Annotated in this window: 40 protein-coding genes and 3 tRNA genes; 3 read left to right on the top strand and 40 right to left on the bottom strand. The window is 66.8% G+C overall.

Annotated elements, in window-relative coordinates; all coding sequences use genetic code 11:
• Window positions 1-12: 12 nt before the first annotated feature.
• The 35 genes from LRP67_RS16280 to LRP67_RS16445 all read right to left on the bottom strand — a co-directional run bounded on the left by LRP67_RS16280 (window position 13) and on the right by LRP67_RS16445 (window position 18,079).
• On the bottom strand, window positions 13-783 hold the full coding sequence (locus LRP67_RS16280) for a hypothetical protein (RefSeq protein WP_231271215.1): 771 nt from the start codon (window positions 781-783) through the stop codon (window positions 13-15).
• Window positions 752-2,107: a phage portal protein gene (locus tag LRP67_RS16285; RefSeq protein ID WP_231271216.1), complete on the bottom strand. Its 1,356-nt coding sequence runs from the start codon at window positions 2,105-2,107 to the stop codon at window positions 752-754. The genes LRP67_RS16280 and LRP67_RS16285 overlap by 32 nt, the downstream gene beginning before the upstream one ends.
• 13 nt (window positions 2,108-2,120) lie before the next feature.
• Window positions 2,121-3,656 carry a hypothetical protein gene (locus tag LRP67_RS16290; RefSeq protein WP_231271217.1) on the bottom strand — a complete coding sequence of 512 codons (1,536 nt, stop codon included), beginning with the start codon at window positions 3,654-3,656 and terminating at the stop codon, window positions 2,121-2,123.
• A gap of 53 nt (window positions 3,657-3,709) precedes the next feature.
• Window positions 3,710-4,063 carry a hypothetical protein gene (locus LRP67_RS16295; protein ID WP_231271218.1) on the bottom strand — a complete coding sequence of 118 codons (354 nt, stop codon included), beginning with the start codon at window positions 4,061-4,063 and terminating at the stop codon, window positions 3,710-3,712.
• Window positions 4,064-4,243: 180 nt separating this feature from the next.
• A complete protein-coding gene (locus LRP67_RS22070; RefSeq protein WP_374107425.1) occupies window positions 4,244-4,555 on the bottom strand; it encodes an endonuclease domain-containing protein in 312 nt (103 codons plus the stop codon).
• A gap of 232 nt (window positions 4,556-4,787) precedes the next feature.
• Complete coding sequence (locus tag LRP67_RS16300; RefSeq protein ID WP_231271219.1) at window positions 4,788-6,023, bottom strand: hypothetical protein; 1,236 nt, start codon at window positions 6,021-6,023, stop codon at window positions 4,788-4,790.
• The gene (locus LRP67_RS16305; protein WP_231271220.1) at window positions 6,020-6,289 is read right to left on the bottom strand and encodes a hypothetical protein; all 270 of its coding nucleotides are present in this window, start codon (window positions 6,287-6,289) and stop codon (window positions 6,020-6,022) included. The genes LRP67_RS16300 and LRP67_RS16305 overlap by 4 nt, the downstream gene beginning before the upstream one ends.
• Window positions 6,290-6,595: 306 nt before the next feature.
• A complete protein-coding gene (locus LRP67_RS16310; RefSeq protein WP_231271221.1) occupies window positions 6,596-6,784 on the bottom strand; it encodes a hypothetical protein in 189 nt (62 codons plus the stop codon).
• 3 nt (window positions 6,785-6,787) lie between these two features.
• Window positions 6,788-6,928 carry a hypothetical protein gene (locus LRP67_RS16315; RefSeq protein WP_231271222.1) on the bottom strand — a complete coding sequence of 47 codons (141 nt, stop codon included), beginning with the start codon at window positions 6,926-6,928 and terminating at the stop codon, window positions 6,788-6,790.
• 35 nt (window positions 6,929-6,963) lie between these two features.
• Window positions 6,964-7,116, bottom strand: coding sequence for a hypothetical protein (locus tag LRP67_RS16320; RefSeq protein WP_231271223.1), 153 nt, complete (start codon window positions 7,114-7,116; stop codon window positions 6,964-6,966).
• A 214-nt stretch (window positions 7,117-7,330) separates the two neighbouring features.
• Window positions 7,331-8,203: a hypothetical protein gene (locus LRP67_RS16325; protein ID WP_231271224.1), complete on the bottom strand. Its 873-nt coding sequence runs from the start codon at window positions 8,201-8,203 to the stop codon at window positions 7,331-7,333.
• A 223-nt stretch (window positions 8,204-8,426) separates the two neighbouring features.
• Window positions 8,427-8,756: a hypothetical protein gene (locus LRP67_RS16330; protein WP_231271225.1), complete on the bottom strand. Its 330-nt coding sequence runs from the start codon at window positions 8,754-8,756 to the stop codon at window positions 8,427-8,429.
• The gene (locus tag LRP67_RS16335) at window positions 8,753-8,974 is read right to left on the bottom strand and encodes a hypothetical protein (RefSeq protein ID WP_231271226.1); all 222 of its coding nucleotides are present in this window, start codon (window positions 8,972-8,974) and stop codon (window positions 8,753-8,755) included. The genes LRP67_RS16330 and LRP67_RS16335 overlap by 4 nt, the downstream gene beginning before the upstream one ends.
• Window positions 8,971-9,279, bottom strand: a complete 309-nt coding sequence (locus LRP67_RS16340) for a hypothetical protein (RefSeq protein ID WP_231271227.1) — start codon at window positions 9,277-9,279, stop codon at window positions 8,971-8,973. Before LRP67_RS16340 ends, LRP67_RS16335 begins: the two co-directional genes overlap by 4 nt.
• A gap of 94 nt (window positions 9,280-9,373) precedes the next feature.
• Entirely contained in the window at window positions 9,374-9,646 is a 273-nt protein-coding gene (locus LRP67_RS16345) for a hypothetical protein (protein ID WP_231271228.1), read from the bottom strand.
• An 86-nt stretch (window positions 9,647-9,732) separates the two neighbouring features.
• Window positions 9,733-9,990 (bottom strand): hypothetical protein, encoded by a 258-nt coding sequence (locus LRP67_RS16350; protein ID WP_231271229.1) that lies wholly within the window; start codon window positions 9,988-9,990, stop codon window positions 9,733-9,735.
• Window positions 9,987-10,187: a hypothetical protein gene (locus LRP67_RS16355; RefSeq protein ID WP_231271230.1), complete on the bottom strand. Its 201-nt coding sequence runs from the start codon at window positions 10,185-10,187 to the stop codon at window positions 9,987-9,989. The genes LRP67_RS16350 and LRP67_RS16355 overlap by 4 nt, the downstream gene beginning before the upstream one ends.
• 73 nt (window positions 10,188-10,260) lie before the next feature.
• Window positions 10,261-10,581 carry a hypothetical protein gene (locus tag LRP67_RS16360; protein WP_231271231.1) on the bottom strand — a complete coding sequence of 107 codons (321 nt, stop codon included), beginning with the start codon at window positions 10,579-10,581 and terminating at the stop codon, window positions 10,261-10,263.
• A 187-nt stretch (window positions 10,582-10,768) separates the two neighbouring features.
• Complete coding sequence (locus tag LRP67_RS16365) at window positions 10,769-11,284, bottom strand: hypothetical protein (protein WP_231271232.1); 516 nt, start codon at window positions 11,282-11,284, stop codon at window positions 10,769-10,771.
• Window positions 11,285-11,514: 230 nt separating this feature from the next.
• Entirely contained in the window at window positions 11,515-11,862 is a 348-nt protein-coding gene (locus LRP67_RS16370; protein ID WP_231271233.1) for a hypothetical protein, read from the bottom strand.
• Between the two features lie 67 nt (window positions 11,863-11,929).
• Window positions 11,930-12,742 (bottom strand): hypothetical protein, encoded by an 813-nt coding sequence (locus tag LRP67_RS16375; protein WP_231271234.1) that lies wholly within the window; start codon window positions 12,740-12,742, stop codon window positions 11,930-11,932.
• Entirely contained in the window at window positions 12,739-13,044 is a 306-nt protein-coding gene (locus LRP67_RS16380) for a hypothetical protein (protein ID WP_231271235.1), read from the bottom strand. The genes LRP67_RS16375 and LRP67_RS16380 overlap by 4 nt, the downstream gene beginning before the upstream one ends.
• Entirely contained in the window at window positions 13,041-13,376 is a 336-nt protein-coding gene (locus LRP67_RS16385) for a hypothetical protein (RefSeq protein WP_231271236.1), read from the bottom strand. Before LRP67_RS16385 ends, LRP67_RS16380 begins: the two co-directional genes overlap by 4 nt.
• Window positions 13,377-13,524: 148 nt before the next feature.
• Window positions 13,525-13,752 carry a hypothetical protein gene (locus LRP67_RS16390; protein WP_231271237.1) on the bottom strand — a complete coding sequence of 76 codons (228 nt, stop codon included), beginning with the start codon at window positions 13,750-13,752 and terminating at the stop codon, window positions 13,525-13,527.
• Complete coding sequence (locus LRP67_RS16395; RefSeq protein ID WP_231271238.1) at window positions 13,749-14,399, bottom strand: hypothetical protein; 651 nt, start codon at window positions 14,397-14,399, stop codon at window positions 13,749-13,751. The genes LRP67_RS16390 and LRP67_RS16395 overlap by 4 nt, the downstream gene beginning before the upstream one ends.
• Window positions 14,399-14,842 (bottom strand): hypothetical protein, encoded by a 444-nt coding sequence (locus tag LRP67_RS16400; RefSeq protein ID WP_231271239.1) that lies wholly within the window; start codon window positions 14,840-14,842, stop codon window positions 14,399-14,401. Before LRP67_RS16400 ends, LRP67_RS16395 begins: the two co-directional genes overlap by 1 nt.
• Window positions 14,839-15,729 (bottom strand): YqaJ viral recombinase family protein, encoded by an 891-nt coding sequence (locus tag LRP67_RS16405; protein WP_231271240.1) that lies wholly within the window; start codon window positions 15,727-15,729, stop codon window positions 14,839-14,841. Before LRP67_RS16405 ends, LRP67_RS16400 begins: the two co-directional genes overlap by 4 nt.
• A complete protein-coding gene (locus LRP67_RS16410) occupies window positions 15,726-15,905 on the bottom strand; it encodes a hypothetical protein (protein WP_231271241.1) in 180 nt (59 codons plus the stop codon). The genes LRP67_RS16405 and LRP67_RS16410 overlap by 4 nt, the downstream gene beginning before the upstream one ends.
• Window positions 15,902-16,087: a hypothetical protein gene (locus LRP67_RS16415; protein ID WP_231271242.1), complete on the bottom strand. Its 186-nt coding sequence runs from the start codon at window positions 16,085-16,087 to the stop codon at window positions 15,902-15,904. Before LRP67_RS16415 ends, LRP67_RS16410 begins: the two co-directional genes overlap by 4 nt.
• A gap of 178 nt (window positions 16,088-16,265) precedes the next feature.
• On the bottom strand, window positions 16,266-16,463 hold the full coding sequence (locus LRP67_RS16420; protein WP_231271243.1) for a hypothetical protein: 198 nt from the start codon (window positions 16,461-16,463) through the stop codon (window positions 16,266-16,268).
• Entirely contained in the window at window positions 16,460-16,699 is a 240-nt protein-coding gene (locus LRP67_RS16425) for a hypothetical protein (RefSeq protein ID WP_231271244.1), read from the bottom strand. The genes LRP67_RS16420 and LRP67_RS16425 overlap by 4 nt, the downstream gene beginning before the upstream one ends.
• A 121-nt stretch (window positions 16,700-16,820) precedes the next feature.
• Window positions 16,821-17,066, bottom strand: a complete 246-nt coding sequence (locus tag LRP67_RS16430) for a hypothetical protein (RefSeq protein WP_231271245.1) — start codon at window positions 17,064-17,066, stop codon at window positions 16,821-16,823.
• 100 nt (window positions 17,067-17,166) lie between these two features.
• Window positions 17,167-17,616: a GIY-YIG nuclease family protein gene (locus tag LRP67_RS16435; protein ID WP_231271246.1), complete on the bottom strand. Its 450-nt coding sequence runs from the start codon at window positions 17,614-17,616 to the stop codon at window positions 17,167-17,169.
• Window positions 17,613-17,813 carry a hypothetical protein gene (locus LRP67_RS16440; protein WP_231271247.1) on the bottom strand — a complete coding sequence of 67 codons (201 nt, stop codon included), beginning with the start codon at window positions 17,811-17,813 and terminating at the stop codon, window positions 17,613-17,615. The genes LRP67_RS16435 and LRP67_RS16440 overlap by 4 nt, the downstream gene beginning before the upstream one ends.
• Window positions 17,810-18,079 (bottom strand): helix-turn-helix transcriptional regulator, encoded by a 270-nt coding sequence (locus LRP67_RS16445; RefSeq protein WP_231271248.1) that lies wholly within the window; start codon window positions 18,077-18,079, stop codon window positions 17,810-17,812. Before LRP67_RS16445 ends, LRP67_RS16440 begins: the two co-directional genes overlap by 4 nt.
• A gap of 196 nt (window positions 18,080-18,275) precedes the next feature.
• Here LRP67_RS16445 and LRP67_RS16450 point away from each other — a divergent pair, with 196 nt between their 5' ends.
• Together LRP67_RS16450 and LRP67_RS16455 are read left to right on the top strand one after the other, a co-directional pair.
• The gene (locus LRP67_RS16450) at window positions 18,276-18,785 is read left to right on the top strand and encodes a hypothetical protein (protein WP_231271249.1); all 510 of its coding nucleotides are present in this window, start codon (window positions 18,276-18,278) and stop codon (window positions 18,783-18,785) included.
• A 47-nt stretch (window positions 18,786-18,832) separates the two neighbouring features.
• On the top strand, window positions 18,833-19,276 hold the full coding sequence (locus LRP67_RS16455; protein WP_231271250.1) for a hypothetical protein: 444 nt from the start codon (window positions 18,833-18,835) through the stop codon (window positions 19,274-19,276).
• On the opposite strand, the gene LRP67_RS16460 is transcribed toward LRP67_RS16455, so the two are convergent.
• The 4 genes from LRP67_RS16460 to LRP67_RS16475 form a co-directional block, all read right to left on the bottom strand.
• Window positions 19,260-20,513 carry a tyrosine-type recombinase/integrase gene (locus tag LRP67_RS16460; RefSeq protein WP_231271251.1) on the bottom strand — a complete coding sequence of 418 codons (1,254 nt, stop codon included), beginning with the start codon at window positions 20,511-20,513 and terminating at the stop codon, window positions 19,260-19,262. The two genes, LRP67_RS16455 and LRP67_RS16460, sit on opposite strands and share 17 nt — an antisense overlap.
• Before the next feature lie 71 nt (window positions 20,514-20,584).
• Window positions 20,585-20,659 (bottom strand) — tRNA-Val (locus LRP67_RS16465).
• Between the two features lie 12 nt (window positions 20,660-20,671).
• Window positions 20,672-20,745, bottom strand: a tRNA-Cys gene (locus tag LRP67_RS16470).
• A 31-nt stretch (window positions 20,746-20,776) separates the two neighbouring features.
• Window positions 20,777-20,849: transfer RNA gene (locus tag LRP67_RS16475), tRNA-Gly, on the bottom strand.
• A 143-nt stretch (window positions 20,850-20,992) separates the two neighbouring features.
• On the opposite strand from LRP67_RS16475, the gene LRP67_RS16480 reads away from it, so the two are divergent.
• Window positions 20,993-21,814: an aminotransferase class IV gene (locus LRP67_RS16480; protein WP_231271252.1), complete on the top strand. Its 822-nt coding sequence runs from the start codon at window positions 20,993-20,995 to the stop codon at window positions 21,812-21,814.
• On the opposite strand, the gene LRP67_RS16485 is transcribed toward LRP67_RS16480, so the two are convergent.
• Entirely contained in the window at window positions 21,800-22,231 is a 432-nt protein-coding gene (locus LRP67_RS16485; protein ID WP_231271253.1) for an SsgA family sporulation/cell division regulator, read from the bottom strand. The two genes, LRP67_RS16480 and LRP67_RS16485, sit on opposite strands and share 15 nt — an antisense overlap.
• Window positions 22,232-22,393: the final 162 nt, after the last annotated feature.

Genomic DNA, 22,393 nt, shown 5'->3' on the forward strand with positions numbered 1-22,393 from the left:
CGTCGGGAAGAATCAGGGGGTGATGAAGCCGTAGCGAGCGAGCAGGCGCAGCGCTTCGTCTCGGTCGTCACCGGCCAGGCGGTAGATGCCGGCGGGAGTGGGGCGCCCGCCGCGGGTGAGCGCGTGACCGGCCTCGAGCAGTCCCGCCTTCTTTCCGCGGACGTTCACGACCTGGCTCAGGTCGGCGCCATCTCGCAGCGCTTGCAGATCCGCCTTAGAGAGCCCGCGCACCTGGCCGTTGGCGACCAGCGCGTCCACGTCCTGCACAAGCGGGCTAGCGACCGTCGTGGGGATCATCGAGCAGTCGCAGCCGGGGTGGCGTTGGAAGCCGTCAGACCAGCGGTAGACCCTGCCGGCGAGGATGACGCAGCGTGCGCAGCTCGGCGGCGACAAGAAGCGGACGTGGTAGATGTTCGGCCGGATGGCGGTGGCAACAGACTCGGCGGCGCGGGCAGCGTCGGTGACGATGGAGGCGACCAGACGGTCGAACTCCATGTCCGTCTCGATGTCCGCGACCATTCGGTCCAGGTCGTCAGGGGCTGTGGTGAACGAGGCCAGATTCAGGAGCGCCTCCGCAATGGAGTCGATCTCCTGCTCGGCAAGCATCTCGGCCACGGCGGTCTGTGATGTCTGGGCATTGGCGATCTGATGTGCCGCCACAACGCTTGCGACCGCCGCTGAGCCCTTAGCCCGCACCTTGCGGGCCTCAGTGACCGCGCGGCGCGAGATGAGCGCCGAAAGGGCGTAGTTCCTACGCGCCGAGCGGGGGGGCTTCGTCGCCAAGGCCGTCAACGATCGCGCGGGTCACGGGGTCGAGGGCCTGGCGCTCGAAGTAGCCGCGCTCCCGCGCCTTGCGAGCCTCGGACCAGCCGAGCTCGTCCCAGGCGCCCTCGCGGCTGATGATGTCGGTCGACATCAACTTCACGACGGCATCGGTGCGCGCCGCGACGGTGGGGGTGGAGGCGTCGTACCACTCGGTACGGATCTGTCGCCCATCAGGCCAGTCCCCGTCACGCAGGCGCAAGTAGAGGCTCATCACGCGGCCCCACGAGTCGCCGTACTGGCGCTGCTTGAGTTCCGCACGCTTGACCAGACGAGACTCGCTCGAGCGGATCGCGTCAGCCGAGGCGGGGTTCTCGCTGGAGAAGCCGAGGAAGTGCGGCGGCAGGCCCGTGATCGCAGCCACGAGACGGGCGTAGTGGTTGACCGTGTCGTGGAAGTTTGAGAGCGACGTGCCTTGGAGTTGGCCAACCGTGGCCTTCTCGTTGCCCATCGCCAGGAAGGCCGACATGTAGGACTCCCAAGCTGGGATGACCTCGTTGGTCGTCGGGTCCACGAAATCGCCCTTAGTGGCGCCCAGCACGTACTTCTGGGGCACCGCGTGAGTCTCGCCGGCCAACTGGAGGTTGGTCAGCGAGCGAGCCGCTGCGTCCGTCAGGGGGATGATGTCGGTCATCTCCGACTCACCCAGCCAGTCGCCCGTCAGGAGGCGATTGAAGAACGGCACCACCGGGACGCGGCCAAGGTTGTGCTCGTCGCGGTCGTACTCGACCCAGCGGCCCTGATCGCGGACCAGCCAGCGGGTCAGGTCGGGCTGGTAGATGGTGGCGTACTTGGGCTGAAGGTCCGTCTCGTCCTGGCCGTAAACACGGAAGGCGCGATTCACGCGGCGGGTCCGGTGATCCATCTCGACCATCAGCTCGCGCGGCGACTCGACCGTCAGTAGCGGGCGCTCGGAGTCCTCGTCATTGGTGCCGGCACAGACGAAGCCGCGGCCGTAGATGAGGGTGTCGATGTGCAGCTTCGGAGCCTCGGAGTCAAGGTCGTTCGCCGCCCACGCCTCCGCCAGCCCGGCGTCTGCGACGTCCTCACCGGGGAGAATGAAGGACTTCACATCCAGGCGCTCATTGAGGGAGTCCAAGGCGAGGCGGGGCCAGTTCACGACCGTCTCAAAGCGCCGCAGTTCGGGCGGGACGGCCAAGCCGATCTGCTCGAGACGCTGCGTGCCCTGGTAGTAGCGACGGAACCGCTCATCGATGTGAGAGCGGGTCGTCAACTGGTTCGACAAATCATTCACAAGGCGGGCGTCATCGAGGCTCAGGGCCACGGTCGACCTCCCGTCATCGGAACACGAGCACGCTCGTATCAACTGTCTTGCCCCAGCCAGCGGCCAAGGCGTCGGATCGTGCTTCTAGGGCGAGTGCGTCGCCCACCACGGAGTCGATCTTTCGACCCGAGTTGGGGTGCTCCTTGCGGACCAGACGGATCTGGCCGCGCTTGGCTACGTAGGCGTTGCCGTAGTGCTCAGCAGCCACCAGGTCGGCGTCATGGAAGATCTCGCCGACCATGAGGCCCGTGTGGAGGCGATCCAGCGCGGCGCCCATTGCGACGTGCCGACCAGTGGTCCACGGGATGACGCGCTCGGTTCCGAGTTCGTCAGCCAGCATGTCGATGTCCGAGCGCCACTCGTGGGGGTCGCAGTAGGCGCGAGTCACGTCGTAGTTGGCGAACGCGGCGCGGAAGGCCGCCAGCACCTCACGGCGCGGGACCTCCCAGCCGATGCCCTGCGGGCCGTCAGGCTTGGCCCAGACGCCGATCTTGAACAGGTAGCCATCCGACATGCGACAGCCGCGGAGCACCGTGCTGTCGTCGTTGAGGGACCCGTCAAAGCCGATCGCGATAGGCGTGCCGGGCTCGACGATCTCGGGGCGGGTCTGGCGCTCGTGGACATCCTTGGCGATCCAGGCGTCCTGACCGCTCATGGGCCGGTTGAGGAAGTAGCGGGCGGCGGTCTCGACGTCAGGGCACGAGCGCGGGTCACGCATCTCGCGGTAGATCCGGTCGAGGTCCATCCAGCCAGCCGCGGCGCCGTAGACCTGATTGAGTTGGCGCATGGTGTGCGCCTCGTCGTCGAGGTCAATCTTGCCCTTGGCCTCGCGGTGGTCGACCAGGACGGTGGGGGAGAGTTCGCCCTTGCGCCACGAGGTCAGCGTCTCCTCGAAGATGGATTGCTCGCCGGGGCGGTAGGCGGTAGATGTCTGGAGCATCCACGGCTCGGCGATCTTCCGCTTGCCCAGGTTGCGCCGAACGGTGGCGTACATGTTCTTGAGTTCGCGCAGGACGTACAGGTGCGACTCGTCCGCACAGACCCAAGTCTCTTTGCCGCCATCCTTGGACGCGGAGCCTGCGGTACAGGCGCGGATCTCGCCCCCGTGGGGCAGATAGAGAGCGGTGGCGGACTGGTACTGACGAATGCCGGAGACGCCGCCGTAGATCTCGGGGTGGACGTCGGGACCCCACTCGCCGGCGATGAAGGCGATGTTCTCGAACGTGTTGCCCGCCTGCGACTCCTCGGTAGCGAGGCACTTGAGCAGTGGGGAGGTAACTGGGCGTCCGACCGGCTGGCCATCAGCATCCCAGCCATCGAAGCGGACAGGGCCGAACGCCTCGCCGATGCCGATGTGGCCGGCGGTCTCAGACTTGGCGCGGCCCTTTGCGCGGGACAGCACACCCTCGTCGTAGACGCGGCGGCCAGTCTCGGGGTCAATGCGGTAGACCTCGATGACGAAGTCGCGCATCTCGTCGTCGTAGTCCAGTGGCTCGCCCTGCACGTCGCCAGGACCGTGACACTCGTAGGCGTGATACCAGTCGAGCATCTCGTAGCCCAGTGAGCAGACATGGCCCTCGAACAATGGGCCAGCCCAGGGCATCAGGAGCTCTTGGCGGCTCGCGCCCTGTCGAGGCTGGAGACCTTGCCGCCCGGGACCTGCGGCTTCACGGCGCCGCGGGGGCCGCGGAACTGTGGCCTCTTGCCCGTCTGGGCGTCAGGAAGGCGAAGGGCTGCGAGGAGCTGCTTGAGCAGATTCGCCGTAGCGTTCGCGTCCTTGAGAACCGTCGAGTCCATCTCCTCGCGGAGTCGACCGTCGAGAAAGTCGCAGCGGTCCTTGGCTCGGCAGGCTTCCTCGAGTTGGACGAGCTGCGTCGCGTCAAGTTCATGCGCGTCGCTGATCGCGTCCCACAGACTGCGCCCACCGGAGGCGAGCGACTCGGGTGCATTCGACATGAGCATCTTCCTTCCGGCATCGCGCCGTCCGCAGGGCCATCGCGGCCATGCATGGTTATGCAGTCAAACAAGGGTTGGTACGAAAGTTCAGGGGTCTGGACTGCGAGATGCCTTCCCCGCGGTCCTGTTTGGCGCGGTCAATGGGGGTCACCCCCCACCCCTATGCGCTGGGCTGCATGACTATGCACTCCGCCCAGCCGTAGCGGTGTTGCACGGCACACACTCGGGGCCGCGGTACTTGGTCCGGTCGTGGTCGTCATGCCCGAGGTGCCAAGGAAGCGCGGGGTCCAGCACCTCACGGCAGCGCCAGCACTGCACGCCACCTTGTGCCACGATCGGCGCCCACTCAGCACGCCTCGCCTCATGGTCAGCGCCATAGCCGCGCTCTTGCCGTGTGCCTCGAGCCTTGTCCTTCGCCCGCTCGTGGTCGGCACAGCGTGTGCGCCGAGTGAGTGTGGGACAGCCGGGCTCGAGGCAGACGCGGACGGTCATGAACTTGCGCCCCGACTCGCTGGACCCGTTGGCCTATATGACTCGCGCGTGGCTGTCCGTGGCTGTGGTGTGGTCTCAGGGTGGGGGCTGTCTGTGGGTGTGCGGTGGCCTACCTCGGCGCAGGTTGTGCAGCACGGTGCGGCGGTGTGCTTGAAGCGCTCGTCTTGCAGCAGGTCGCAGAGGACGACACTGGCGTTGCAGCTCAGGCAGCCGTCGTCGAGTTGCCTGCTCATCACAAGAACGCCATGTCTGACCAGCCCAGCGGGGCATGGTCTCCAACGAGGTAGGCGAGGATGCCCGAGCGTGAGTACCGGCCGGTGATGTCCTTGAGCCACTTACTGCCACCGTCAAGGCTGGGCGCTTGGAAGACTGAGCACGAGCCCATATCCCAGGCGGCGAAGTGGTGGCGGTGTGCGGTCTGCCAGATGCGTGCAGCGTGTGCATTGGCGTCGCCGCGAACCTGGCCATTGAGCCACTTCTCGAAGCCGTTGGCGTCGGAGCCGGGGATCTTGTGGCCGTGGTTGAACGCGACAGGAATGCCGGCGATGGTGGTGTAGACGTTCATCTCGTCGTGCGGGATGGTCCACTGCACGTGGTCAAACTCAGGGCGATCGAGCACGCGGCGCAACGTCTCGGCGAGAAAGCCGCCCGCGTTGTCGCTGTCGCTGGTCTGGTTCTTGGCGCCACCCATGCGGCCGAACTCGCCGTGGTTGCAGAGCACCGACACGAACCGTGCCTTGTCGAAGCGGGGGAACAGGTGCTTGGCGTACTGCTCCCAAATATCCAAAACGAAGTTCATTTGCTGGCGGGTGTTGAGCTCGACGGTGAACAGTTGGGCGGCGTAGTTGCCGGCGCAGTTCTCCATCGGGTCGCCGTTGTTGACGACGACGATCTCGTTGATGTTGTAGTCGCCAGTCATACGACTGAGCCAGCGGTCAACATTCTCGAGCCCGTCGAGCAGCCGCTGCTGGGTTGCTGCAACTCCGCCACCCTCGGACTTGCCGCCTTGGATGTCGGCGAGGTTGACGACCGCTGCGACAGGCGTCCGGTGCTGGATGTGGAACGGCTCGTTCGGTGGCGTCTGCCGAGCCTTCTTGCTTGGCAACTTCCACTTCGCAACAGCCTTGCGACGCTCGGCGATCTCCTCGTCGGAGAGCCGCTGCTTGGGCTTGCGTTGGAAGCGGGCCGAGTAGGAGTAGAGCTGGATCAGGTCGCGGTGGCCATCCTTGGCACGCGCAGACTGCTGCCAGGTGGACATGCGGACTGTGTCGTCTACGATCTCGAACTCGTCAGGGTCCTGCTGGAAGATGCGGAAGACGCGCGAGAAGTCGGAGTCAACCACTGGGGCATCGAGGGTGACGTCCTCGAACTTGCCGCCATCGGACTCGATGGTGAACGTGCCCTTGTTCGCCAGGTGTTCGCGCTCAATGGTGCCGACCTTGCGCAACTTGTCCGCGAGGTCGCTCATCGGCGCAGATCCTCGGGCCAGCAGAAGCAGCGGCGGCGCCAGTGATACCGGAACTTCTCCAGCGGCAGTGGCTTGGCGATGTCGAGCAGCCCGTCGATGTGGGATTGCACTTCGCGCCACGTGAGCGATTCGCGTAGGCGCTCGATCTCCCCTAGGTCTTCTAGGTCGCCGGCGCCGTAGAGCGGGAAGCATGCGTTGGCTGGGCCGCGACGCACGCGCTCAGATGGGAGCGGAGTGGTGGCGATCTTCTGTGCGAGTGCAGACACGGAGGAACCTCCGGGGACGCGCCTTGCGGCGGGGTGGGTCCGAGACGTGGCGCCCGCGGCCACCCGTGCGGATGGTCGCGGAGTCTGTGGTGGTGCGGATACAGACAGGGCGCTGATGGGCGCGCTGTCTGTATCCGTCCTCAATGCGGTGCTAGTTCTCGCCGAGCACAATCGAGTCCGGCACACTCAGCACCGCGTTCCCGCACACCTCACACGAGTGCGGGTCCGCAGCGAACGTGCCGCAGCAGCGAGGCGGAAGGGTCCAGCCATCGCGATCCCAGGGGGCATTGTCGCCGGTCACGAGACTCACGCCCTGGCGTCCAGCTCGTCGAGCAGGTCGTTGATGCTGGCGTGGAGGAACGAGTAGCGCGGGGTCCTGGTGCTCGTGTAGCCGCAGCGAGCGAGTTGCATGGCGGACTTGTTCAGGTAGCCGAGCGCCTCAATGACGTCGTCGCGCGTGACGTCGTCAGTGGTGGTCGCGACCTGCGTAGTCATGGCTCACAGGCCGCCCTGCTTGTCGGCGTCGCCATCGCAGATCCGGCACAGGAGGGCGCCGTTGTGGACGATCCTCGCGCGCATGCAGTGGCGGCAGGCGGCGGACGTCGGCACACCCTGGGGGTAGCTGTAGTCGAGGTTCACTAGAGCCTCCTCATTCGCCGAGGTCTGCGGTGTGGTCACTGCGCCTGCCCGATCAGCGTCGCCTTCGCCAGCTCGATCAGTCCGAGCGCTTCGGCCAGCGTCAGACTCTCGCCCTCAGTGCAGGTTGCGTCGACCAGGACCGACTCGTCCTCGTCGCCAGCGCGCGTGATCGTGATCGTTGCCGTCATGCGAGTCACCCCCGAATCCCACTGCGGTGGTTGCGCACCCGTCGTCCGCAGTGGGCGGGGTTGCGGTAGCTGCTCGTAGCCGTAGCCCCTGCTACCGAGGCGGTCCCGAGATAGAAAACGCCACCAGTCCCGGAGGACGGTGGCGATCTATGTGCAGGGTCGGCAATTAAGCCAACCCCGGCACAGACATTAAACCACACGCATGTAGTTCGTGTCACGCACTCTTGGATTTTCGCTTCGTGACGATGTCCATCTCGCGCACGTCCGGCCACCAGACCCACACCTGCCCGGTGCGCGAGTCGCGGTAGGAGCGGACGTACCAGAGCCGAATCCACTTGCGCCACGTGCGGCCAGGCCGGTCGATCGCGTCGCGCGCGTCCTGCATCTTGACGTGTCGCTCCGCGCCTTCGCTGGTGAGGTGCGCCAACTTCGCGCGTGCGAACTCCTGCTGGTCATAGCGGCTCTTGCAGCCCGGGCACTTGTAGCCATCCTCAGCGACGGTGGTGCCGTAGAGCTTGATGAGTCGAGGCCTCTTCTCGCACGCTTCACGAGTGCAGGGCACGCGGGTGCGCTCGACCCGGGCGCCGGCGTACAGGACTTCCTCGATGCGCACTCGCGTCTTGCGGATGTCGGCGGCGAAGTCATCCCAGTGGATCTCGTTGTCCCAGGCCCAGTTGAGCGCCCATCGGATGAATGCGGCCTCGGACTCGATGGTCACCCGGGCGCCGTACTCGGCTTCGTGGATCTGGCGCCACTGCTCGGACCAGAAGCACAGGGTTTGCAGCGGCGGCTCCCAAGTGTCGTCCTCGTCCTCGATGTGGCTCAGGTCGACGTGATGGCCGGGCTCACCATTGGCGACTCGGGCGTTGTGCGCCTCGTAGCCCTCGTACTGGTGCTCCCAGGACTCGAGGTTGGCGACCGGGGCGATGGACGCCAATGCGCGACCGCCAGGGAGGTGGTCGGGACTGTTCGCCTTGTGCTCGGCTTGGTCGTCGAGCATGGTCGCGAGCTTGACGATCTCCGTCAGGTCTCGGGCCACCTTGACGACTGGACCGGCCTGGATCTCTGGTCGCTCATGCTCACTCATCGTGATCCCCCTTCGCCCGCAGGCGTCTCGTTGTGTCCTACTGGTCGGCGCACCCACCCCAACTGGCCCGGCTTCACGAAGCGGCGGGCGCTTGCGGGAAGTCGCATGTCCGCGACCGAGAGGGGTTCATGTGCGGCCCCACAGTTGGGGCAGGTCCATCGGTCAGTCATCTCGGTCGGATACCAACTCGGTTCGCACTGGTGGCGGCCTGCACAGTCGATCGTCATGGCGCCTCGATCCCCAGCGCGGTGCGGACGGCGGTCAGCGCGGCGTCGGCCTCAGGTGTCCAGTCGTCGCCGTCCTGCTCTGGGTCTGGGTCATGCCATCCGCCAAAAGTGGAGGCGACGTCGGCCGCCACCTCATCCCGCGCCCCATCCAGCCGCTCCGCAATCCACGCGAGCACGGCGGCCTCAGTCGCGGCCAGTCGCTCGGCCCCGAAGCCCGCTCCGGTCGATACCTCCCACCATCCCCCGGAGCCATCCGCCTCGGTCTGGTCGATGCCGCGCAGAACCTCAGCCAGCACCTCGCCCAGCGTGCCGCCTGCGGTGGTCATGCGGAGTCCTGGGTAGCGGCGGCCATCTCGGCCTTGATGGCGGCAAGTCGGCCCTCATGGTCCGCGAGGAAACACCTGTCGGCCCGGTCCATCGCGTCGAGCAGCACCTCGGCTACCTCGATGCGCTTCTCGCGAGAGATGGCGGCCAGATAGTCGGCCAGCTGCTCCGGCGTGGGGTGGGCATTCTCGTGCCATGTGGGCGCGTTGTCGTGGCTCATGCGTCCTCGCTTCGGTCGGTCTCGGTCTCGGGGTCAGTCAGGGCGGCTAGGGCTCTGGCGGCGGTCGGGTGCTCGAAGATCCAGACGACGAACTCGGCGGCGCGTTCCAACTCGTCGCGGTCTGGATGGATGGGCTGGTCGTCCTCGTCAACACAGGTCCAGCCGACAAACCCCTCGTAGGTGCAGCCCTCGTCCTGGTGGTCGATGTTCTCTGCTGCCGCCAGTCGCTCCTCGGTGTAGCCGTAGTGGCGCATCCGGTCGCGGACAATCTCCTCAGCCAGTGCGGCGAACGTCGCCCCGCTCACGAGTCCGCCACCCTCGCGCAGCCGGCCTCGTGCGCGCTGTACGGCAACGCGCCGCACGCCTTGCACTCGTGGGGGCCGGTTGTTGGCGGGCGGGTCATCGGTCGGCCTCGGCGGTGGGCGCGTCCTCGAGGATGTCCGCAACGGCGGCAAGCGTCTCGACTGAGTAGCGCCGGTCGTAGCCACCCATGTCGAACCGAATCTTGAGCGCGTGCAGGCGATCCATCACTGCCGACCTGGCTTCGTGCTCGGCATGTTGCTCGTCGGTGCACAGCCAGCCGTGACCGTAGGCGTCGTTCGCGCGGCCAGTGTCGACACGGAAGACCTCGGGCCGACCCTTGTCCTCGATCGTGACCAGCTTGCGACCCACCTTCGTCACGATCACGCGCCGCGGGCCGCCGAGTCGGTCTTGGTTGACGTCGTGCCGCCAGACCTCCTGGCCGACACTGAGCCCACTCACGCGCCCGCCCCGTTCTCGTCGGCCGCCGGGGTGGGGGTGGTGGCTCGGGGGCGGTATGGGTGATCGGGGATCGCCTCGCGGATCGCACCCGCCAGAGCCCACGCCAGGTTCGCCAACTCGGGGACGCCGATGCTGTCCCCGATGCTTTCGGCGCGGTCGGCGAGCAGGCGGTACGGGTGGTAGTCGGGATGGCGCGGGCAGTGGCGGCGGTGGGAGCCGATGTTCTGACAGCCGCCACACTCGTTGGGATTCATTCGCTCTCCTCAGGCTGGGCCTTCTTCTTGGGCGCCGCGACGGCTGTGGGGTTGGTGGTTGTGCGGTCGGCGGCGGCGAGCAGGTCGGCAACCATCACGTCGAGCGCGTTCGGCTTGCGTCGTCGCTGCCAGGTCAGTGGTGTGTTGTCGGGGTACTTATTGAGGAAGGCGTCAATCGCGGCAGTCAGGTCGGTCATGCGGTCGCCTCCTGGCGCTCGGTGATGGGTGCGGCCTCGGGCATGTGCTCGGGCTCACGGCCGAGTTGTGCGCTCATCGCTCGGCCTTGAGGTGTGCGTCCAGGGTCGGCTGGTCATCGACGTAGTAGGCGGTCCGTGGGTCGTCGGCCATCACGAGCAGCAGCTCTTTGGCGGTGGTGACGCTGCTCGCTGGGACGCAGTAGCCGAGTTGCGCGTAGATGAGTACCTCGAAGACCGGCGTCTCACTGCCAGTGACCATCGGGGGTAGTGCGCGGACCAGGCAGTCAGTGAATGAGCCATGTGGGGACTTGCCGGACGCCACCCACATTGAGTCAGGCTCGGCGCTCAGCCACGGCATCCGGGCGGCCAGTTCGATATGCAGTTCGGTGCTCATGCGGTCTCCTCAGTCGTGGTGGCGAGTTGTGCGCGTGCTGCGACCGCCGCCGGATTGCGGTCTTTAGTGGGCGCGTGTCCGTGCTCATAGCAAGGCAGGCAGCAGCACTCGCCCTCGACGTTCGGGCAGTTCCGCTCCGGCTCGCCACACCAGCGGCAACCGAGGGTCGTTCGGGTGTGCGCGGTCATCAGTCGGTCCTCTCGTCGTGCGCGGTCACGGCTTCACGTACTGCGACAGCCGCCGGGTTGCGGTCTTCGATCGCCGGCAGTGGTTCGGGTGCGGGCGGTGTTGCGGTGGGCTCGAGCAGCGTCCTGAGTCCGGCGACTGTGGCGGTGACGTCGACAGTCGGCCGCTCGGATCGCACGTCGGGGCGGAAGCTGTGGTCATCACCAGCCAGCCGCTGCGACTCACACGCGGCCTGACGCTTCTGGCACACAGAGCACCGCTCGTGACGCTCGGGCTCCTCGTGACGCGGCGTGTGCTCAGAGCCGCGCCAGTGAGGACCCTCGAGCGCGATGATCGCGGGCGTCTGGTTGTGCTGGATGCTCGCGGCCTTGATCGCGGCGATGGCGACGTCGTGGGCGGGTGCCAGGGTGCGCGCTCTGCCAAGTGCAGCTTCGACACCGGGAGCATCCCAGTCGGGGCGCAGTTCGGCGATGAAGCGGGCGAGTGCGATGGCTTGCTTGTGAGTGATCTGCTGCAATCTCGTCATTCATGCCACCCCGCTCGGCAGGGCAGCGAGGTGATCAGGGCGCTTGGTGGGCGACCCACTCACCGTTAGATGAATGAAACTTGATCCACTGACACCACAGACAAGAGCAACCAAAGACTTAATGCGGTGGGGTGTGGTGGTGGTCGCGTGACTCACGTGAACCGTCACGCGTGACATGTCACGCTCGGTGTCACGTTTTGTCACGTGACGTGTCACGTGACTCATGGCGTCGCCCCGTTCCTGAGTTCCTCCAACTTGGCGCGACGCTTGCGCTGACGTTCGCGCGCAGCCTCTCGTTGCCGCTCCAGCTCGTCGGCGTCGTTGTGGATGTCGAGCCAGTCGTGGAAGCGCCACCCTGGCTCGCCCTCCTCGACGTCGGGGAGCCACAGGCCGGCGGACACGAGTCGCTTGGCGGTCGCTCGTCCGCGCGGCCAGGACAGCACCAGCCACTCGGGCACGAAACCGTTGCTCTTGTGGGCGCGGCAGTGTGACCCGGCGATGGTCCACAAGCCGATCGCCTCGAGGCCTGCTCGACGCGCCTTGGGGTGACTGTGGAAGTGGTCGTCCACGTTAAACCACGCCACTAGAAGTCACCCCCTGGTCGGTAGGTGAAGTTGGCGAGGCCGAGGGCGGTCATCACGCGGCACTTCCCTTCGATGTCCGTTCAATGGCCTTCTCGATGGCGCCGACAGTGACGCCGAGCTGACGTGCGGCCTGCTCGATGGACTCGCCCGACTTGCGAAGGTGGTCCCACTCGGCGACCAACTCAGCGGCTTGGTAGACGTGCTCCGATGCGCCACTGCCAGGTTCGTCGTCGAGGTCGATTCGGTCCCAGGCCATCGGCGAGTGCCAGCCTCGACGAAGCGCAGTGTTGCGAGACCGAGTGACCCCAGCCTTCTCCTGCTGCCCCCTGGGTCGCGGCGGCTCAAAGGACATCTCTTCATAGGCGGCCACGATGCCGTCGCGGACCTTGGACGCGATGAACATGCGCACGTCCTCTTGGGCGTCACGCACCGTGTCGACGTGGCAGCCGGCGCGCCTTGCAATGGCGTCAGTCGAGTAGCCCTGCCAGCGCAGTGCCCGGATTCGGCGAGTGATGCCGATGGGCGTCACGATCTTGTCGAGGTCGATCGTCGCAATCTTGTGCCAGGTGCGGGTGTAGACGACGGTCTCGGGGCCACCGTTGATGGCGCGCCAGACCTGGGATTCCACTAGGCCGGTTGCTGCCTCGATCTCCCTACTCGTGACGCCCTTGTCGATGAGGTTGCGCAGGACGGCGAACAAGGGGCCAAGCGGGCGCTGGTAGACGTAGCCCATCGTCTTGCGCTTCGTCCGTCTGCGACCCGCGATGATCTTCGCGTGATGGCACGCCGCGCACGGGTCCTCGCCGTCGCGGACGTGCTGCTCGTGGCCCGCTTCGGTGCCATGCCGGGAATCCTCCGGGCTCATGCGACACCACCTGCGACACCGCGACGAGACTGCGCCTCGCTGTAGTAGGTGCCATCCCAGACACCCTTGAGGTTGGCGCGCTCACTGGGCAGGAGGTCGGCCATGACGTCCTGGCATGCGCGGAAGTAGCAGCCGTCGCATATCTCGATGGCAGCTTCGCGGTCGGCTCGGTCGGTGCTGATGAAGCGCGGGTCGTTGTAGCAGGCTGAGCGTGGGTTGCTGTCCTTCTCGCGGGGGACCTCGATCGTGGCGCGCTGGGCTGGTCGGCGCATGTGCATGAGAGCTGGGCCGTCGTAGTTCATGGCGTGTACGCCTCCCAGGTGCTCGCTGGCCCAGGACCGACGAGCAGGTAGCGGATGGTGGTGGCCTTGCCGGGGTCGGGGATGACGGTGGCGAGGATGGGCAGCGCGCCGCAGAGGTCGGCTGCGGTGAGGAATCGGATGCGGTCTGCGGGTCCGAGGCTCTTGCTGGTGGTGCCGACCTGGACGAGCGCGGCGCCGTGTTCCGGGTGGGCGAGCAGGAGGTCGGCGGGCCCCTTTGACGCGGCGGCTCGCATGATGAAGTGCCAGCCGGCGTCGGCCATGTGGTCGCGGACCTTGTGCTCGCGGGCTCGGCCTTGGGTGGCGGTGCTCACCACACACCCCGCATATCCCCGCACACTGAGCACGCCCGCACGGATGGGCTGATGCGCACCCGGTCGTTGCAGCGGCGGCGGTGGAGGAGTTGTGCCCAGCGGCTTGGTCGTGGCGGTAGTGGGAGTGGCTGCATGAGGTCGCGGATGTTCACTGGTCGCCGCCTTCTGGTCGGAGCGCGGCGCGGATGCTGGATCCGATGCGCCAGGTCCGCCAGTTCTCATGCCGGTCGTACTCGTCAGCCAGCGCCTCGACCCGCGCGACGGCCTCGACTGCTGCCAGGGCCTGCGCGTCACCGCCGGCACCGCACGTCACTGCGCGGTGGTGGTCGGTCGCGCGGCAGGTGCCCGGGGTGCAGGCGGTGTGCTCGGCGGTCATGACGCGGACTCGGCGTTCATCGCTGCGAGGTAGTCGGCGTCGTCGTCAACGAGTTCGGCGGTGTGGACCTGACCGTCGTCGTCGACATGCAGCTCGGGCGTCATGGTCTGCTCAGCGACCACCTCGACAGAGCCGCCCACCTCGTCGGCGACGTAGGCGATACCGGCGAGCGCTTCGGGGCAGGCGTCGCGCGAAACCTCGGTGATAGCGCGGGCCTTGAGCATGGCCGGCAGGTGGTTCTTGTAGTTGGGGTTCGACGACAGTCCAGCAGCCTGCGCGCGGGCCATCGTCCACTCGCTGCGGAAGGTGAAGTCGGCGTCGTCGGCACGGGTGATCTCAGCGACGGCGGTAGTGCCATCCCAGGAGACGCGGAGGCGGTGACCGGCGCGGCGGACCAGGGCGCCCACGAGCTGCGCGGAGGCGGTCGGCTTGCCCTTGATGGTGTGAACCATGTTCATGGCGGTGATGGGGTCGATGCCGACGCTTCGGCCATACTCGATGGCGAGTAGGACGTTGCCGGGCTTGCCCTTGTAGGCGTCGGGGAGCAGGTCGGAGACGCTGATCTTCCGCGCGTAGTCGGTCGCTGCGTCGAGGTCGCGGTCTGCGGCGTCGGAGCGGGTGGCGATGGCCTTGGAGATTTGAGACATCAGTAGTCCTCGACTTTCAGAGTGGTTCCGAGGTTCGCGTTCAACCACGACGAGATCTCGTCGTCGTATGACCACCAGTGGTTCTGGGGGGCGCCGTCAATCCAGTCGCGGAGCGCGTCACGAGAGGGCTCCCAGTGGACGGAGTCGCGCAGGCGGATGGCGAAGTCGATAACGGGGGACCAGTCGGCTGGCTCGTCGTCGTCATAGGTGGGGTAGGGCGTAATGTCCTGCAGTTCGTCGCAGCCGGAGCAGGATCCGTAGCCGAACACGATGAGGCCAATTTCGGGACCGCGTTCCAATAGGGCTAGGTGGTCGCCTTGGTAGTCGCCGAACGTCTCGAAGTTGGCGACACGCCAACCCCAGGACTTGACGATGTCTTCGTAGGTCACGTACTCGCTGGCCCAGGCGGGCCTGTTGGCCCAGGCGGGCCTGTTGGCGCTCATGCGGATTCCTTCACGGGGTAGAGGGCTACTGACCCGCCGCGCGCCTTCTGGCGTCGCAGCACGGGGGTGTTGTTGACGAGGGCGCGGCGGGCATCGCCCATCGCGGCGAGGATCTGGGACTTGACCTTCTGGTGCTCTCGCTCCCAGCGGTCGGCCTGGGCCTTGGTGGTGGCGAACTCGTTCCACATCTGCTGGTCGAGCACGCAGTCAAGGTCAGGGTCGATCTCCGGGTGGAGTTCGCGCACCGCTTCGTAGGTCTCGAAGCTGGCGTCGATCGGCGGTTCGTCGTCGGTCTGTAGCGAGTCCCAGAACGCGGAGCCCGCCTCGCGGAGTGCGGCGGCATCCTCGGCGTCGTACTCGATGCGGTACTCGCGGTAGTCGTTGCCACCGATGAGCACCGCAACCCAGGCGTAGGGCGCAGAGAACACGTCCATCTGCTGCAACACCTGGCAGCGCACGTGCAGCGGGATGGCGTCAGGTGCCATCGATTCCGACCTGCCCCAACCGTCCGGGTAGCGCGTCGTCTTGATCTCCAGCGGCATGATCTGCTTGGAGTCGCGTCGAGTTAGGGCGCGGTCGAGGTTGGCGAACTGCCAGGGCCTGCGCGAGTGGCGGTAGGTCCCCATCATCTTGGCGCGGTAGTCGGGGTGATCCTCGGCGAACTTCGCAGCAACCAGAGGCTCAAGCGCGTGGCCCCAGTAGAACAGCGGGTTGGACGGGTCGGGTCCCGACAGGTTGCCCTTCTTGCGGTGCCACAGCGAGAACGGCGACTCGAACGGCGACAGGCCCACGACGGCAGCGATCTCCGAGGCGCCGATGCCCTGTCGGCGTGCGGCGTGCCAGGCGTCAGAGTTGGCCGGCGCGTCGGTGACCAGTACGGCGGTCATGCGACCGCCTCCGACGTGAACCCCAGGCAGAGCCAGGCCGCGTACAGCTCGTCCTCGTGCTTCTCGACCGTGCAGCACCTCGCGCACATTGGGTCCTCGTGCTCACAGAGGTCGGCTGCGTCCATGTCGAGCGAGCAGCGGGGGCAGGACACGTCGGCGTCGTCGTAGAACGTCATCGCCGCACCTCCGACCAGTCCACGTCGTCCCACTCGGCGTCACTGCCCTCGAGTTGCGTCAGGCACCAGACGGCGAACCGTGCGCAGAGTTGGATGCCGAGCAGCAGCAGCCCAATGGCGGCGAGGAACTTGATGAGCGGCGACTCCCACATGGCGGTGGTGACGGTCAGGAAGTCGTTCATGCCGCCGCCGCCTGTCGCTCTAGCCGCTCCACTGCCGCCACGAGCGCCCGCAGGTCCGTCAGCTCAACGGCGACCGGGCTGTTGCGTGCGACCCGGACGTTGCCGCGGACACGGTCGAGTGATGACCACTCGGCGTCGGTGAGGGTTGCGGCGGGGTGGGTCTCGGTACGCCAGGCGCTCACTCGAACCACCGGTCCAATCCGCGCTCGTACCTGTTCTCGGCGTCCTGGATCTCGCCGTCGTCCATGTCCATGTCGAGCCCGTCGCTGATGCAGTCGCTGAACGAGAGCGGCGTCTCGGTGCGGGGTCGGCGGCCGAGGTTGTGTTCGGTCGCGGTGAAGGCGGCGATGAGGTCGGGTTCGGCGAAGGTGCTCACGACGCCACCGCCTCAACCGCAGCGGAGTACGCAGCCGCGAGCAGCTCGGCCCCGTCGCTCTGCATCCCGAGGTCGAGCACCGGCAGCCCAGGACGGTCGAGACGAACCTTGCCGGTGAACGATGCGTAGACCTTGCCGCCGTGGGGGAGGTGGCCGATGCGGTCGAAGTCGACCACGTTGCCGCCGATGAGGGCGGCGAGGGTGTGGAGGGGAGTTGGTCGGGCGGTGGTGGTCATGCCGTAACCTTTCGATTGAAGTCCGTTGCGAGGCCCGTGCTGCTGGTGGTGGTGCGGGCCTCGCGCTTTCTGTCTTGCGACCCCGCCGCCGACGCGCTGCCCACAGGTCGGCGGCGGGGGGCTATGGGGTGAGGTAGCGGACGATGTGGGCGGCGTCTTCCATCCCGTCGTCGTAGTCCGCGTCCCGACCCATGCGCGCCTCGATCGCTGCGACCGCCTCGGCCTTGAACGCCTCGAGGTGGCGGGCGATGAGCTGCTCGACGGCGGGCGCGATTAGGTCGGTCAACTGCGAGGCGTCAGGGGTGATGCAACACCCCCAGAAGTGCGCGGTGAGGGTGACCTTGTCCTCCGCCGACAGCCCGGTCATCGCGCACCGCCTGCGAGCGACGCGACGATGTAGGCCCACGCGGCGAGGGGGAGGGTGACCAGGGCGAGCCAGCGGAGGGTGAGGGTGAGGCGGGCGCGGGTCATGCTGCACGTCGCTGGTCGTCACGAGACGTCGAGAGGCGTCGGGCCTTGGCCTCAGCCAGCACCTCGTGAACCTGCTGACCCCAGTGCCACTCCTTGACCGGAGCGCCGGGCACGATCCCCAACGAGCGCCGCGCCTGCCTCAGCAGCACTAAGCGCTCGGCGTGGGTGACGAATCGCATCGTCTCCATCTGGAACCGGAAGGTCGGCGACCAGCGAAACCACTCACCGACTTCCCAGTGGGCCGCGAAAAGGAGGTGCATGTTCAGCTCGTCGCGGCGGCGACAGTTGGGAACTAGGCGTAGAAGCTCGATCGGAAGAGTGCGGTCCAGGTCGTCAGGACAGATCAAGCGCGTGCCATTCAGCACAGTCCTCATGCGCTTGTGAACGCAGCTCGCAGAGCCGATCTTCACGTACTCGCCAACGCGGGCGAAGTAGATGCTGGTCATGCGTCGGCCAGCGAGTTCAGGAAGTCCTCAAGCGCGGACGCGAGGATGACCCAGTTACCAGTCGGATTGCCGTCCTCATCCTCACTGGACTTCTTCGCCTTGAGGCGGCCAGCGCCGATCGCGCGCTCCAGCGACGAGCGAGACATGCCGCTCGCCGCGACGGCGCCGGACATCGAGTAGGCCAGGGGAGTGGTCATGCTGGGACACCAACCTCTCGCGAGACGTTAGTAACTACAGCGTCGAAAAGAAGCCCCGGGGGTGCCTGAAGCGCGGCTTCGATCGCCGTCGCCGCCTCCGGCCGGCACCCCTTCCGTTTGCCGCTGTGCAGGTGCCCGACCGTCGAGCGGCTGACCCCTGACTGCTCGGCCAGTTGTCGGACGTTGACGCCCCGGAACTTCATGTACTGCCGGAGCACATCCCTGCTCTTGAGCTTCATGTCGAGCCTCCAATAGGTGGCGATCACGCCAACTCCTTCAACGTAGACCATTTACTAACTGCTGACAAGACGTTAGCAGCAGGTAGACGGGTTTGTCTACGTCCCGTCTCCCCGCGCAGGCTGCTGACCAGCACGGCAGGTAACTACATGGGCGGAATTTGGCTACCCTTTGTCTACGTTGCTGTTTGCCAGCAACGGCCTTCGACATGGAGAGTCCGTAGACGTGAGCAAGGAAGTGCCCGAGACCTGGGCCAAGGTGATGAAGTCGAAGGGCTTCACGCACAACGACAAGCCGTCCGTGTCGCGGCTCGCGGGGGCAACCTCGCTAGCCACCGAGACTGTCCGGCGAATGGTCTTCGGCATCGGCACCCCGGAACAACGCAATGTAAACGAGGTTGCTGACGTCCTGGGCGTCTCACGTATCCGGCTGAATGAATGGATCGGCATCGCGCGCTCGGTCGAGGAAACCTACGAGCCCCCGGCGGACGCCGACCTCATGGACCACGACCAGCGCAAGGCTGTCGACCGTGTGATTCAGCTCTTCGTCGAGGACAAGAGAGCAGGTGGTCACGGTGTCAAAGCCGCCGCCAATACAGATGGTGACGACGGAGCCGGCGGCGCCGCTGTCATCGACCTACCCAAGCCGCCCCCGAAGACTGACTCAATGCACGTAGCCGCGCGCCGCAACCAGAAGCGCAAGCCGCGCGGCACGACAGAGCAGCCGCCGGACTAGTCCGATTAAGAGCCCGTTGTCGGTGCCGCGATCTAGCGTCCGCCGGCATGAAGACACACAGATTCCACGCGTGGCGCAGGATGCGCGACTTGGGGCCTTCGTGGAAGCTCGCCTGGTCATGCGACCTGCCGGACGACATGTACGGCTACACAAACTTCATCGACCGCACGATCACTTTGCGTGAGGGGCTGTCGTTCGAGGAGCGTCGTTGCACGATCACCCACGAGGTAGAGCACGTCCTACGTGGCCCGACGTCCCGGTGTTTCGTCCTGCATGAAGAGGTGCGGGTTGATCGCCGGGCGTCGCGGCTGCTGCTGTCCTCAGTGAGGGACATTGCGGACACCCTGTCCTACCACCATGGCGACTATGAACGCGCTGCCGAGGATCTATGGGTGGACCCGTGGATGCTGGAGGTCCGGCTGGGCAGCCTGTGGCGCAACGAGCAGCGCTACATGGATCGGCGGATGGCTGAGGTCACCGTGGGGGAGTGAGCGCAAGTCGCTCGGCCACCTGCTCCAGCGCCTTGCGCGACTGCTCAATGTCCACGAACTCGTAGCCGCGCGTGACGGCGATGGACGAGTGACCCATGATGGCGATGCGAACCGACTCTGGGACACCCAGTTCCATAAGCAGCGTCGCCGTACCGTGGCGGATCTCATGGACTGCGTAGAGGCGCCCGGTCGGGTGCGCAATCCCGGCCTCGGTCTGGATTGCCTCCCACTCGTCGCGGTCGCTGGCGGGGTTGCGGGGCCAGGTGAGCCCCCGCCGAGTTCGGCCAGGCCACACCAGCTCATGGGGGGGAGCGAGGTCGCGCCAGACCCGCAGCGCGCTCGTGGCCCACGGCACGAGCGGGATGACGCGCCAACCGGCCTGCGACTTCGGCCGCACGAGGTGGGTGGCGCCGACGAGGTGACGCGCCTCATAGCCGTCTGGCATCTGAAAGCCGGCGCTAGGGTCCGCGCGGTCGACGTAGCGCAGGGACTTGACTTGCCAGGAGATGGTCAGCGCGCCCCGGTCAAGGTCGACCTGATCCCAGGTGAGTCCCAGCGCCTCCGCCTGACGGAGCCCCTGAAGGAAGGCGAGCGCCCAGCGGGAGCCGTTCGGGCGCTTGGCGATCACCTCCAGCGCCTTGATGGAGTGCTCGAACGACACCGCCTGGCGGTCATTGACGGCCTTGGTGGGCTTGTCGGCAAGCAGCACGTTCGGCGGGATCGCGTAGCCCTCCCTCGATGCCGCCTTGAGCATCCGAATCAGGGACCCGTGGTATCGCAGGGCGGTCGACGTCGACTTCTTCTGCGCTCGCAGGCGTTTGGCGACAGCCTTCACATCTGTGGGGGTGAGATCGGCGAGCTTCACCGCGCCGATGGCCGCGACGATCGCACGAACCGCGGCCCTGTCGGTCTCGTAGGCGGATGGTCGCACCTTGGTCTGGATGTCCTCGAGCCACATCTCTGACCACTTCGCCACGGAGGTGGTGCGCTTGACCTGGCGGTGACCCTCGCGGTCGACTTCTACCTTCTTGTCGCGCATCTTGCGCTTGATGGCAGCGACGTGCGGGCAGCGTTTGGCGCACCCTCCGGTGCATCCCTTGGTCGAGACGGTGAGCCTGCGCCGGGCGCCCGAAGCGGTGTATCCGGCCTCGATGGTGCCGATCCATCGCCAGTCGGATGAGCGCTGGAACATGCTCCCGGCGCCGTACTCAGCGCGGCTCATGGCTGTGTCAGCCATCTCTGTAGCCATCTCATGGGGGGTCATGCTTCACCATGGGGCGGCTGAATGCCACCGTTTGAGCGTGAAACTGGTGGGCGATACTGGGTTTGAACCAGTGACCTCTTCCGTGTCAGGGAAGCGCGCTACCACTGCGCCAATCGCCCGCTGTGAAGTTGTGGAGGTGGGTACGGGATTTGAACCCGTGTACACGGATTTGCAGTCCGTTGCCTCGCCTCTCGGCCAACCCACCGTGACGGCCAGGCCTCCAACGACCTACTCCGAGCGGACAACGAGACTCGAACTCGCGACCTCAACCTTGGCAAGGTTGCGCTCTACCAACTGAGCTATGTCCGCACGCTCATCGGCTCCCACCTTGCGGTCGGACCTGATGTGCGTGAGAACCGTACCCGATGGTTCGCGGCGGTCCCAAACCGGCCTCGCCGTGTGTCGCGCGCGGGCTGCTTCGGAGCGTGTGGCCGGCCTCCTAGAGTGGCGGGATGCGCGCTTGGATCGACGGAGACCTGCTGCCCGACCCGACGGGACCGGCCGTGCCGGTCGTGGACCACGGGTTCACGGTGGGGGACGGGGTGTTCGAGGCGATCAAGGTCGTCGAGGGGCTGCCGTTCGCCCTCGAGCGGCACCTGGCGCGCCTCCAGCGCTCCGCGGCCGGGCTGGGACTGCCGGAGGTCGACCTGGACGCCGTACGGCGTGGGGTGCGGGCCACGGTGGAGGGACAGGATCTGCCACTGGGCCGGGTCCGGATCACGGTGACGGGCGGGCCGGCGCCGCTGGGGTCGGGGCGCGGCGACCATCCGCCCACGATCGTCGTGGTCGCGGCGCCCATGGACCCCGCTGCGCCGACGACGACGGTGGCGACGGTGCCCTGGCCGCGCAACGAGCGGGGCGCGACCGCGGGACTCAAGACCACGTCCTACGCGGAGAACGTCATCGCGCTGGCCGAGGCCAAGCGCCGCGGTGCGACGGAGGCGGTGTTCGCCAACCTCCAGGGCCACCTGTGCGAGGGCACGGGGTCCAACGTCTTCTACGTCGTCGACGGCGAGCTGCGGACGCCGACCCTGGCCAGCGGGTGCCTGGCGGGGGTGACGCGGGCGCTCATCCTCGAGTGGTACGGCGGTCGGGAGGTCGACGAGCCGCTGGAGGTCGTGGCGACCGCGAGCGAGATCTTCCTGGCGTCGACCACGCGCGACGTCCAGGGCGTGACCCGGTGGGACGGGGTCGAGCTCGAGGCGCCGGGTCCGGTGACGCGCGACGCACTGGCGACCTGGCGCCAGCGGGAGCCGGAGCTACTCGGCCTCTGAGGGCACGAGCAGGGCGTCGACCAAGCCGTCGAGATCCAGGCTGGCGCTCTCCTGTCCGAACGGCACGACCGTGCGGGTCTGACCCAGGAACGTGTGCAGCTCGGCGGTGCGGGCGTGCGTGAGCAGCCTGCCGCTGGGGGAGTGAAAGTCGAACACGACGACGGCGTGCCCCTCGGCGTCGATCGAGGGCCACAGTCGGATGTCGCCGTCGCCCACCGGCTCGGTGAGCCCCCGGACGATCAGCGAGCGGGCCACCGCCCAGCTCACGTCGCCGCCGGGGAGGTGGAAGGTCAGCCACACGGCGTACGGGTCGCCGGGCCCGTAGCCGAACGACGCGACGAACGCGACGTCGCCGCGCTCGTCGAGGCAGTGCAGGGTGATGTCCTGCGTCACTGCTGGGGTGGCGGGCTGCGTCATGCCGATCCTTGTCCGAGGTCCTGGTGTCTGAGGACGAGACGGTGGTCTCAAGGAGGTCTGACGCGACAGACGCCGGTTTGGTTGCCTCATGGAGGGACTTTTTTCCGCGGGGCGGTCTCGAGGCTCGTCGCCGGCGGTCCCCGGACCTCGACCATCGGGGGG

Source organism: Nocardioides sp. cx-169 (assembly GCF_021083605.1).
Taxonomy (GTDB): Bacteria; Actinomycetota; Actinomycetes; order Propionibacteriales; family Nocardioidaceae; genus Nocardioides.

Bases quoted from the DNA above. Each gene is read 5' to 3' on its own strand.
- LRP67_RS16330 (WP_231271225.1), bottom strand. From the start codon at position 8,756: ATGACCACCGCAGGCGGCACGCTGGGCGAGGTGCTGGCTGAGGTTCTG.
- LRP67_RS16290 (WP_231271217.1), bottom strand. From the start codon at position 3,656: ATGCTCGACTGGTATCACGCCTACGAGTGTCACGGTCCTGGCGACGTG.
- LRP67_RS16320 (WP_231271223.1), bottom strand. From the start codon at position 7,116: ATGACGGCAACGATCACGATCACGCGCGCTGGCGACGAGGACGAGTCG.
- LRP67_RS16355 (WP_231271230.1), bottom strand. From the start codon at position 10,187: ATGACCGACCTGACTGCCGCGATTGACGCCTTCCTCAATAAGTACCCC.
- LRP67_RS16295 (WP_231271218.1), bottom strand. From the start codon at position 4,063: ATGTCGAATGCACCCGAGTCGCTCGCCTCCGGTGGGCGCAGTCTGTGG.
- LRP67_RS16380 (WP_231271235.1), bottom strand. From the start codon at position 13,044: ATGAACTACGACGGCCCAGCTCTCATGCACATGCGCCGACCAGCCCAG.
- LRP67_RS16395 (WP_231271238.1), bottom strand. From the start codon at position 14,399: ATGTCTCAAATCTCCAAGGCCATCGCCACCCGCTCCGACGCCGCAGAC.
- LRP67_RS16440 (WP_231271247.1), bottom strand. From the start codon at position 17,813: ATGACCACTCCCCTGGCCTACTCGATGTCCGGCGCCGTCGCGGCGAGC.
- LRP67_RS16425 (WP_231271244.1), bottom strand. From the start codon at position 16,699: ATGACCACCACCGCCCGACCAACTCCCCTCCACACCCTCGCCGCCCTC.
- LRP67_RS16350 (WP_231271229.1), bottom strand. From the start codon at position 9,990: ATGAATCCCAACGAGTGTGGCGGCTGTCAGAACATCGGCTCCCACCGC.
- LRP67_RS16325 (WP_231271224.1), bottom strand. From the start codon at position 8,203: ATGAGTGAGCATGAGCGACCAGAGATCCAGGCCGGTCCAGTCGTCAAG.
- LRP67_RS16480 (WP_231271252.1), top strand. From the start codon at position 20,993: ATGCGCGCTTGGATCGACGGAGACCTGCTGCCCGACCCGACGGGACCG.
- LRP67_RS16400 (WP_231271239.1), bottom strand. From the start codon at position 14,842: ATGAGCGCCAACAGGCCCGCCTGGGCCAACAGGCCCGCCTGGGCCAGC.
- LRP67_RS16430 (WP_231271245.1), bottom strand. From the start codon at position 17,066: ATGACCGGGCTGTCGGCGGAGGACAAGGTCACCCTCACCGCGCACTTC.
- LRP67_RS16405 (WP_231271240.1), bottom strand. From the start codon at position 15,729: ATGACCGCCGTACTGGTCACCGACGCGCCGGCCAACTCTGACGCCTGG.
- LRP67_RS16435 (WP_231271246.1), bottom strand. From the start codon at position 17,616: ATGACCAGCATCTACTTCGCCCGCGTTGGCGAGTACGTGAAGATCGGC.
- LRP67_RS16410 (WP_231271241.1), bottom strand. From the start codon at position 15,905: ATGACGTTCTACGACGACGCCGACGTGTCCTGCCCCCGCTGCTCGCTC.
- LRP67_RS16375 (WP_231271234.1), bottom strand. From the start codon at position 12,742: ATGAGCCCGGAGGATTCCCGGCATGGCACCGAAGCGGGCCACGAGCAG.
- LRP67_RS16455 (WP_231271250.1), top strand. From the start codon at position 18,833: ATGAAGACACACAGATTCCACGCGTGGCGCAGGATGCGCGACTTGGGG.
- LRP67_RS16485 (WP_231271253.1), bottom strand. From the start codon at position 22,231: ATGACGCAGCCCGCCACCCCAGCAGTGACGCAGGACATCACCCTGCAC.
- LRP67_RS16390 (WP_231271237.1), bottom strand. From the start codon at position 13,752: ATGACCGCCGAGCACACCGCCTGCACCCCGGGCACCTGCCGCGCGACC.
- LRP67_RS16415 (WP_231271242.1), bottom strand. From the start codon at position 16,087: ATGAACGACTTCCTGACCGTCACCACCGCCATGTGGGAGTCGCCGCTC.
- LRP67_RS22070 (WP_374107425.1), bottom strand. From the start codon at position 4,555: ATGACCGTCCGCGTCTGCCTCGAGCCCGGCTGTCCCACACTCACTCGG.
- LRP67_RS16460 (WP_231271251.1), bottom strand. From the start codon at position 20,513: ATGGCTGACACAGCCATGAGCCGCGCTGAGTACGGCGCCGGGAGCATG.
- LRP67_RS16310 (WP_231271221.1), bottom strand. From the start codon at position 6,784: ATGACTACGCAGGTCGCGACCACCACTGACGACGTCACGCGCGACGAC.
- LRP67_RS16335 (WP_231271226.1), bottom strand. From the start codon at position 8,974: ATGAGCCACGACAACGCGCCCACATGGCACGAGAATGCCCACCCCACG.
- LRP67_RS16300 (WP_231271219.1), bottom strand. From the start codon at position 6,023: ATGAGCGACCTCGCGGACAAGTTGCGCAAGGTCGGCACCATTGAGCGC.
- LRP67_RS16360 (WP_231271231.1), bottom strand. From the start codon at position 10,581: ATGAGCACCGAACTGCATATCGAACTGGCCGCCCGGATGCCGTGGCTG.